This window comes from Liquorilactobacillus ghanensis DSM 18630, from assembly GCF_001435235.1.
GTDB lineage: Bacteria > Bacillota > Bacilli > Lactobacillales > Lactobacillaceae > Liquorilactobacillus > Liquorilactobacillus ghanensis.
Genome location: NZ_AZGB01000003.1, coordinates 137,943 through 147,235 on the forward strand (window position 1 = coordinate 137,943; position 9,293 = coordinate 147,235).

The window sequence follows — 9,293 nt, forward strand, 5'->3', positions numbered from 1 at the left end:
ATTACTATTGAAACTAAAAGAGATTATTAAAGATGACTTTGATAGAATAATGTATAGTTTAAAAAAAAATGATTTTCCTTTAAAAAGGGGGAAAAATATATTTTATTTAAATATTCCTGAATATGGCAATATGGGTGATCAAGCAATTGTACTAAGTACTTTATATTATATAAAGGAAAACTTTCCTCAATATAATATAGTGAATATCCATCTCAATGATATTTATAGAATGATAGATTTTTTAAAGAAAAATTGTACTGAAAAGGATTTAATTTTTTTGCCTGGAGGAGGAAATGTTGGATCTTTATATTGGAAGGAAGAAAAAGCAAGAAGGATTGTTATAAAAAATTTAAAAAAATGCAGAATAATTTCAATGCCTCAATCTGTTTTCTTTTCAACAGATAAAAAAGGTTTAAAGGAGTTAAAAAAATCCAAAAAAATTTACAACAGTAATAAGAAATTGGTTTTCTTTGCTCGCGAAAAGTATTCATATGAATTTATTAAAAAAAATTTCAATTGTAAAGTAGTTCTTGTTCCTGATATAGTTTTTTTGTTGGGAAAATATTTTAATTCTGGAATTTCGAAAGGCGATGAAAAGATAACTGTGTGTTTACGTGCAGATAGGGAAACTGATTTGGGCATTTCGGGACGCGCTATTCTTCTACATGACTTAGAAAAAGTTTTTAAAGAAAAATTGTTCTTGTTTGACACAACAGTGAATCGGGAAATACCAGATTTGACTAGAGAGTTGGAAATACGTTCTTTCTTGAGGGAAGTTTCTAGGGCAAGACTTTTTATAACTGATAGGCTACATGGAATGATTTTTGCTGCAATTACACAAACTCCTTGTATAGTTATGAAATCACTGGATACTAAGATTATTGGATCTTATGAATGGATTAAGAGTTTAAATTATATAAAGCTTTTAAAAGATGATGATATTAATTCTGTTTTGAGTGCATATCGAGAATTGTCAAATATAGAACAGCTTGACAACTTTAGAGAATCTTTTAATTTTGATGAATACGAAAAGATCAAAGATGAAATAAATAAATAATTATTTTGGAGTAGTAATGGATAAGTATAAAAAATTAGTTAATAATTCACTGATATTTGCAATTGGGAACTTTGGAAGTAAGGCTTTACAATTTATTTTGGTTCCTCTCTACTCTTATACTTTAACGACAAATCAATTTGGTGAAGTAGATGTTTTGACAACGTTAGTTTCTTTATTATCTCCTTTGGTCTGTTTAGATATATATGACGCTGTTTTTCGTTATGCTCTTGATAGAAGTGCTGACAAAAAAAAAGTTTTTAACTCGGGAATAATATTTCTTTTTGGAATTTCCATTTTTTTATTTCTTTTCTTTTTGGGTATAAATTTGTTTTTTCCACTAAAAAAATATCTACTTGCATTGATTTTATTAATAGTTTCAATGGTATCATCTTTAATTTCAAATTATGCCAGGGCAGCAAATTATGTAAAACAATTTGCTGTTTCGGGAATTTTGAATACATTTTCGATAGGCGTTTTAAATGTATTAATGTTATTAGTTTGGAAAATGGGAGTTACTGGATACTTGTTATCAATGATTTTAGGGTTAACTATCTCTAGTATATATTTATTGGTAGTGTTAAATTTTAAGAATTTATTTTCCTTTTCAAAGTTCTCATTGCTCACTTTAAAGGAAATGATTATCTATAGTATTCCGCTAATTCCTAATGCATTAGCGTGGTGGTTAAATTCTTCATCTGATAGATTCTTTATTCTTTTTTTCATAGGAGCTAGTGCTAATGGTTTATATGCTATGGCTAATAAGATACCGAATATTTTAAATATGCTATCAAACATTTTTTTTCAATCATGGCAGATGTCAGTTGTTGATGAATTTTATGAAGATAATAGTAAAAAGTTCATTAGTAATGTTTTTAACTATTTTGTAAGCTTTATGTTTTTATGCTCAATTGGAATACTAGCCCTTTTAAAACCGATCTTTAGGTTATTTATTAATGGTAGTTATTATTCTGCCTGGGAAGTTACACCTCTAGTGTTGTTAGCTGTAATTTATTCTAGTTTTTCAGCATTCATCGGAACAATGTATACGGCGTCTAAAAAGACAGTGCCTATTTTTTTAACAACTTTAGTGGGTGCAATAGTGAACATAATTGCAAGTCTAATATTTGTAAAAATTTTTGGAATAAATGGAGCAGCGCTTGCAAATGTTATTTCTTTTTTAGTAGTTTCAGTTTTAAGGTATAGAGATATGCATAGTGCTGATAAATTGAATGCTAATATATTCAATCTTTTAGCAAATCACATTATATTTGCAGTAGCTGTTTTATTGTTATTTTTTGAAAAAAATATTTATTTTTACATGATATTTTGTTTAATTTTAATAATTGTGCAACTGGCAATAAATAAAAAGCTCTTATTTGAAATATTAAATTATGTCAAAAAAATAATTAGACGTAAGAAAATATAAGAGTATGTTTATGTTGGAGAGTGGTAGTTATAAAAAATATGAAAATTAGGTGTAAAAGTTTTTAATCGTTTATTAATTTAATTTTTATTCTGATATTTTAATTAATCGAAAACATTATTTGCGCAAAAAAGTACATTGAAACTAGTGCTTTTGTATTTGTTTCCGTTGGAAAAATTTATTACTTGAATCAAGGAAGCAAAGTGATTGAAATACAGCAAAGATCGGATACAATTTATCGATTACACGATTATCTATGATCGAGTTGATCAAAAGAATGGTCAAAGATATCCATTGCAATTGCGTAAATTAATCGATGTGACCGATGGTGTTTTCAAAGGATCTTACAGTGGCAAAATTAGAGGAGTTATTGATTTATTATTTTAATGACAATTCAAATGTAATTTTGGGTAATGATCCAAGAAAAAAATTGAGAAAGGAACATAACTAGAAAGTTAACGAGAAAAAAGAACTACTACTTGTATATTAGAATTAGTATAATTTGAGACAACGCAGGAGCAATCTAATCTCCTTAGTCAGGATTTGTCAACGATTATTGACTTGCATTCTAAACTGATTATTAGATATTCATTTAGCAGGACGATGAATACAGATTTGGTGCTGCGTACCTTGGACTAGGTAGTTGGTAATGACAACCAATGAACAACTGATTTTGCATACTGATCAAGGTGATGTTTAAATAATGTTCAATTAGTTGTTGTGGCATAGATGATTTAGCTGCTGTGATTTTTGAATCAGCTCATATTTCAAACTGTACTATGATTTCAAAATTATGCCTCAAATTTTAATTTGAAGAGTGCATATTTATCAAATAGATAGTAAAATTAAAGGGAATTACAATTTAAACGATTAGAGGAGCCAAAAAAATGAAGGGTATTATTTTAGCCGGTGGCAGTGGGACGCGTCTTTATCCAATTACCCGCGGTATTTCCAAGCAATTAATTCCGGTTTATGATAAACCGATGATTTACTATCCGTTATCAACTTTAATGTTAGCGGGAATTCATGATATTTTAGTTATTTCAACACCGGAGTACACGCCGATGTTTGAAAAGTTGTTAGGCGATGGTTCTGATTTTGGTATCAACTTGAGCTATGCCGTCCAAGCAAAGCCGAATGGTTTGGCAGAAGCTTTTATTGTTGGACGTGAATTTATCGGCAATGATTCAGTTTGTCTGATTCTGGGCGACAATATTTATTACGGCAGCGGCATGGCTGACATGCTGCAGGATGCTGCTAAGCTGACAACTGGGGCGACAGTTTTCGGTTATCATGTTAATGATCCGGAACGCTTCGGGGTAGTTGAATTTGATTCCAAGATGCAGGCCGTTTCATTAGAAGAAAAACCGGCTCAGCCTAAGAGTAATTATGCGGTAACCGGGTTATATTTCTATGACAATCGCGTGGTCGACTATGCAGCCAACTTGCAGCCGTCAGCTCGCGGTGAATTAGAGATTACTGATCTCAACAAGATTTATTTGGCTAATGGTCAGCTCAATGTCAAGTTAATGGGTCGCGGCTATGCTTGGTTGGATACTGGGACACATGATTCGATGTTGGAAGCTTCCAGTTTTATCGCAACTATTCAGAAGCGGCAGAACTTAAAAGTTGCTTGTTTGGAAGAAATTGCTTATCGAATGGGGTATATTAATAGAGAACGGTTATTGGAGTTGGCACAGCCAATGAAGAAAAACGACTACGGTCAGTACTTAATTCGTTTAGCACAGCAAAATTAATAAGGGGTGGCATAATTGAAAGTTATTTCAACTAATTTACAGGACGTCAAGATCGTCGAAACGGATGTTTTTGGTGATCATCGTGGCTTTTTTACTGAAACATTTACTAAGAACAAATTCCATGAAGCTGGACTTGATATTGATTTTATTCAGGACAATCAATCACTTTCGGTTGAACCGGGTGTTTTGCGGGGTATGCACTATCAATTGGCACCGCATGCGCAAACTAAGCTGCTGCGGGCAGTTACCGGAGTAATTTATGATGTTTTGGTTGATATTCGCAAGGGCTCACCAACTTACGGCAAGTGGGAAGGCTATATTTTGAGTGAATACAATCATCGTCAGTTATTAGTTCCCAAAGGCTTTGCGCATGGTTTTGTTACTTTGACACCGAATGTCAATGTGGCTTACAAGGTAGACGGCTACTATGCACCTAAAGCTGACGGTGGCATTGCCTTTGACGATCCAGATGTCGGTATCAAGTGGCCAATGCCATTAGATCATTTGATCTTATCAGAAAAAGACAAACACCATCCTAATTTAAAAGATGCTGATTTGAACTTTGTTTACGGGGAGGAAATGTAATGAATTTATTAGTCACTGGCGGTGCCGGCTTTATCGGCAGCAACTTTATCCATTACATGCTGGATAAGTATGCTGATTTGCAGATTGTTGATTTGGACTTATTAACTTATGCTGGCAATATTCATAATTTAGATGATCTGAAAGACGACTCACGGCATATTTTTGTTAAGGGCAATATTGTCAATCGTGAATTAGTCGCTTATTTGATCAAGCAGTATCAGATTGATGCGATTGTTAACTTTGCGGCTGAAAGTCATGTTGACCGGTCGATTCTGCATCCAGAAGTCTTTGTTGAGACGAATGTTCAAGGCACTTTAGCATTGTTGGATACAGCTAAGAAGTTAAACGTTGGCAAATATTTACAAGTATCGACTGATGAAGTTTATGGTACTTTGGGTCAGGAGGGCTACTTCAAGGAAACGACCTCATTGGCACCTAACTCACCATATTCAGCCAGCAAGGCATCTGCCGATTTATTAGTTCGTGCTTACTTTGAGACTTACGGCTTGAATGTTAATATTACCCGCTGCTCCAACAACTATGGCCCTTATCAATTTCCAGAAAAGTTGATTCCTTTGATGACTTCTAACGGTATGGACGGCAAAAAGCTGCCGATTTATGGCGATGGCAAGAATATCCGCGACTGGCTGCATGTTTCTGATCACTGCAAAGCGATTGATCTAGTATTGCACAAGGGTCGTCCGGGAGAAGTTTACAATGTTGGCGGTCATAATGAGCATACCAACAATGAAATCGTGCATTTGATTATTAAGCAATTAGGTTTGAGTGAAAATGAAATTGAATATGTCAAAGATCGTTTGGGTCATGATCGGCGTTATGCGATTGATCCGACTAAGATCGAGACTGAATTAGGCTGGAAGCCGGAGTATACCTTTGACCGCGGTATTAAAGAAACGGTCGATTGGTATCGGAATAACGAGGCATGGTGGCGTCCATTAAAGGAACGCGCTGCTTTGAAATAATAAATTTGAAGGCAAGCGGTCTGCAGCAAGCGACTGGTTGCCTTTTATCAATGAAAGAAAATGGAGGAAGCAACGTGAAAATTTTAATTACCGGCGGCAATGGTCAGTTGGGGCAGGAAATGCAGCATTTATTGGATGAACGGCAGATCGCGTATCAAGCTGCTGATGTCAAACAGTTGGATATTACCAATGCTGAGCAGGTGGAACAATATTTTGCAGCTAATCGTCCCGAGGTCGTCTATCACTGTGCTGCCTATACTGCTGTTGATAAGGCAGAAGGCGAAGGAAAAAAGACTGATGAGTTGGTCAATGCAGTCGGCACTAAGATTATTGCTCAAGCTTGTGCCAAGTACAATGCATTATTAGTCTATATCAGTACTGATTATGTTTTCGACGGCACGCGAACCAGCGGCGAATATCTGCCGAATGATCCCAAAGGTCCGCGCAACGAATATGGTCGGACTAAGTTATTAGGAGAACAGGCAGTCCAGCAGTATTGCGACAAGTATTATATTGTTCGGACAGCTTGGGTCTATGGTCAGTGGGGACATAACTTTGTTTATACCATGTTGAATCTGGCCAAGACGCATGATAAGTTGACGGTAGTTTCAGATCAGGTTGGCCGCCCGACTTGGACCCGGACTTTAGCCGAATTTATAACCTATCTGGTAGACAATCAAGTTGCTTACGGAGTTTACCAGTGCAGTAGTGATGGTACATGTTCCTGGTATGAATTTGCCTGCGAGATTTTGAAAGATCAGCCGGTAAAAGTTTTGCCGGTGTCTTCTGATGAGTACCCGACTGCTGCCTTTCGTCCGCATTATTCTGTCATGCACCTGGCTAAGGAGACGGGATTCAAGTTTCCAATGTGGAAAGATGCCCTGCATGAATTTATGAGCCAGATTGAAGATAAGTAGCATTGCGCAATCCATGGTTGAAGCCGTGGATTGTTTTTTTGTGGTTGATGATAGCGGTTGCAAAAAATTGCTGAATATATATTCCGAGCATTGATGTTAGGAACAAAATATTAAAACACCCGCTAATAACTTATGTATTAGGGGTGTTTGCTTTTGGTAAACAATAGCTTGTTTCTAAGTTCAGCTCTTTTTGTGTTTCAGATAGGTAACTCCAGTATTGATCCAAGCTACCAGACTAACAATTAGAAAAAGTAGCAAAAACGAAGAACCAACGTTAATACTTGTTTCATTAGGATTATTAGTTAATTCAAACCAAGCATTGGCAGTGTTTCCACCAGCTAGATAAACATACAAACTTAAAATTGAAAAAATAATTGCCACGATCAACGAAGAAGAAAAGTGCTTTATTTTTGACATCTTAATTTTCTCCTTTGGATAAATTCATTCTGACCATAATAGTTGAACAATATTCCTTTTATAATTTTATAATAACTGACTGGTTGTCGTAAATCAAATGACCTAATCACTTTAAATATAAAGTTGGAAAGCTGTCACAGCTATCGGTATTTGAAAAAAAGATTCGAAAACAAACTTGTTATGGACAGGATGAAATTAAAATATTAATAACGTTAGATCCGAGTGATTTTGGTTAACACAAATAAAGTGCACTTTTTAAAATGCACTTCATTTGTAATGATTTTTGCAGGCGACAATAACTAAATGATCATTGCTAATTGTGTAAACTAAGCGATTTTTGCTATTAATTCTTCTTGACCAACCATCTTGATATCTCAAACGCTCTGGTTTTCCCAAGCCCAATTCTAAACCATCTCGTTGAATTGATTTAATAAGATTATTAATTCGCTTTAAGGTTTTTCGATCTTCACTTTGCCAAGCAATATATTCATTCCAAGCTTCATCTAGGAATTCAATTGACATACTTTATTGTTCCTCATTGTCCAAAAGCTGATGGGGATGGACATTCTGATTGTTAGTTACTTTTTTGAAACGGCGGTTAAGTTCTGCCTGATTGGCTTCACTATAAAATGGATCTTTAACCTCGAATGGCAAACCGCCTTCAGCAATACTCTTTTTAATAAAAATATTAATGGCAGTTGAAAGGTTAAGACCTAAGCTATCAAAGATTTCAGCAGCTCGTTTTTTATCTGCTGGACTAGTTTTGACGGAGATTGAAACTTTTTTTTCACCCGTATCTAACATAATTCTCACCTCATAGTTATAATAACACGAAATAAGTACGTTGTATATTTATTAGATGGCTATTTTACATATTATGAATGTAAAGTAAAGATAATATTAAGATCAAAGCTAAACGATTAAGCTAATGGTTTAAAGTTCTTCAAGGGACGAATTAATTCGCTCACATTAAAAACATAAATGAAATCAAAAAGCGAGAATTTTATTATTATTTTAGGATTACTGATCATATTAGTAATATATGTTCATAAAAAATATATTTAGTGAAAACGTTTTTACTAAACTGGCTTAATTCTTCATTTTTCTATTAAATTGGTGGTCTGTGTAATGCTAATTTTAAAATTACCAGCAGTAATCTCATTATTGAGATTATTTGACTTTTGTTGGTAACTTTATTCTTCTGTTATTCATAACTGATACTAGCTTAGGACAAAAATAACATCATTTAGTCGCTAAGTTAAATGAATTTAAAGGCAATGTCTTGAAACTCATAGGGTTTATCTTTTTTTACCAGGAAGTAAATTAAAGATTAGTTTTACTTATCTTTAATTGTGGTCTAATTTACTCGCAATTTGAAGTTATAAAAATTGGAAGTCCTCTATGGAGGGCTTCTTTATTTTGCAATAAAAGTACTTTGCTTAAAATTATCAATTTTATCAGAACTTTTCTAAATGAAGTGAACCAAAATATTGGTTTGTATATTTGGATTTTTTGAAAAACAAGGATTTGAGTGAAATTAAATTTGAATTTAATAATAAAGCCAGAGTTGTTTTTGCTTCTGAAAGTGTTTACTTTTTTGCTGTATTTGAGTGAAAAAAAATGGTCTTTTAAAGAATGGATATTACGATTACGATGAAAGTCAAAGGAGGTTAAAAATATGAATTCACGCCAAAAAAAACTGATCCTTAAAATTCAGAATAAATGGAATTTATATTTATCAGAAATTGCTAAGGCTTTCAATGTCAGTGAAAAGACAATTCGGAATGATATTGTTCAAATAAATTCTATTTATGGTACCCAAAAACTGATTATTGAAAATTCAAAAATCAAATTAACCTCACCAATTGATATTAAGAGTTTATTTTTTAGAAACTATCAGAAAAATAAGACTGATTTTTCAGTAAATGATCGTAGACTGGATATCTTATACGAATTAGTGATTAATGATCAACATTTTAGTTACAGTTTTCTTTCTAATCATTATATGGTTTCAAAAAGTTCAATTGCTAAAGACATTGATTACATCAAAAAAAAGATAAAAAAATATCATTTAGTTTTGAGTTTTGATCAAACAGGCAGGGAGTGTCAAGAAGTTTGTGTAAAAAGGGATTGCCCTTTCTCCATAAAATTAAA

General features: G+C 33.6%; 11 protein-coding genes. 8 read left to right on the top strand and 3 right to left on the bottom strand.

Annotated features, from left to right (window positions below; translation table 11 throughout):
* The first annotated feature begins 7 nt into the window (after positions 1-7).
* The 7 genes from FC89_RS01565 (at position 8) to rfbD (ending at position 6,722) form a co-directional block, all read left to right on the top strand.
* On the top strand, positions 8-1,057 hold the full coding sequence (locus tag FC89_RS01565; protein ID WP_057870789.1) for a polysaccharide pyruvyl transferase family protein: 1,050 nt from the start codon (positions 8-10) through the stop codon (positions 1,055-1,057).
* A 16-nt stretch (positions 1,058-1,073) separates the two neighbouring features.
* The gene (locus FC89_RS01570; protein WP_057870790.1) at positions 1,074-2,483 is read left to right on the top strand and encodes an oligosaccharide flippase family protein; all 1,410 of its coding nucleotides are present in this window, start codon (positions 1,074-1,076) and stop codon (positions 2,481-2,483) included.
* Positions 2,484-2,687: 204 nt separating this feature from the next.
* The gene (locus FC89_RS01575) at positions 2,688-2,867 is read left to right on the top strand and encodes a hypothetical protein (protein ID WP_057870791.1); all 180 of its coding nucleotides are present in this window, start codon (positions 2,688-2,690) and stop codon (positions 2,865-2,867) included.
* Between the two features lie 500 nt (positions 2,868-3,367).
* Complete coding sequence (rfbA, locus tag FC89_RS01580; RefSeq protein ID WP_057870792.1) at positions 3,368-4,237, top strand: glucose-1-phosphate thymidylyltransferase RfbA; 870 nt, start codon at positions 3,368-3,370, stop codon at positions 4,235-4,237.
* Positions 4,238-4,252: 15 nt separating this feature from the next.
* Complete coding sequence (gene rfbC, locus FC89_RS01585; RefSeq protein WP_057870793.1) at positions 4,253-4,822, top strand: dTDP-4-dehydrorhamnose 3,5-epimerase; 570 nt, start codon at positions 4,253-4,255, stop codon at positions 4,820-4,822.
* On the top strand, positions 4,822-5,805 hold the full coding sequence (gene rfbB, locus FC89_RS01590) for a dTDP-glucose 4,6-dehydratase (protein WP_057870794.1): 984 nt from the start codon (positions 4,822-4,824) through the stop codon (positions 5,803-5,805). The genes rfbC and rfbB overlap by 1 nt, the downstream gene beginning before the upstream one ends.
* 74 nt (positions 5,806-5,879) lie before the next feature.
* On the top strand, positions 5,880-6,722 hold the full coding sequence (rfbD, locus tag FC89_RS01595) for a dTDP-4-dehydrorhamnose reductase (RefSeq protein ID WP_057870795.1): 843 nt from the start codon (positions 5,880-5,882) through the stop codon (positions 6,720-6,722).
* A 180-nt stretch (positions 6,723-6,902) separates the two neighbouring features.
* On the opposite strand, the gene FC89_RS01600 is transcribed toward rfbD, so the two are convergent.
* The 3 genes from FC89_RS01600 to FC89_RS01610 form a co-directional block, all read right to left on the bottom strand.
* Positions 6,903-7,139 (bottom strand): hypothetical protein, encoded by a 237-nt coding sequence (locus FC89_RS01600; RefSeq protein WP_057870796.1) that lies wholly within the window; start codon positions 7,137-7,139, stop codon positions 6,903-6,905.
* A 267-nt stretch (positions 7,140-7,406) separates the two neighbouring features.
* The gene (locus FC89_RS01605; protein WP_057870797.1) at positions 7,407-7,661 is read right to left on the bottom strand and encodes a Txe/YoeB family addiction module toxin; all 255 of its coding nucleotides are present in this window, start codon (positions 7,659-7,661) and stop codon (positions 7,407-7,409) included.
* A gap of 3 nt (positions 7,662-7,664) precedes the next feature.
* Positions 7,665-7,943: a type II toxin-antitoxin system RelB/DinJ family antitoxin gene (locus FC89_RS01610; protein WP_057870798.1), complete on the bottom strand. Its 279-nt coding sequence runs from the start codon at positions 7,941-7,943 to the stop codon at positions 7,665-7,667.
* Positions 7,944-8,817: 874 nt separating this feature from the next.
* On the opposite strand from FC89_RS01610, the gene FC89_RS01615 reads away from it, so the two are divergent.
* Positions 8,818-9,293, top strand: a 476-nt coding sequence (locus FC89_RS01615; protein ID WP_157060628.1) for an HTH domain-containing protein, incomplete at its 3' end; no start/stop codon positions are given.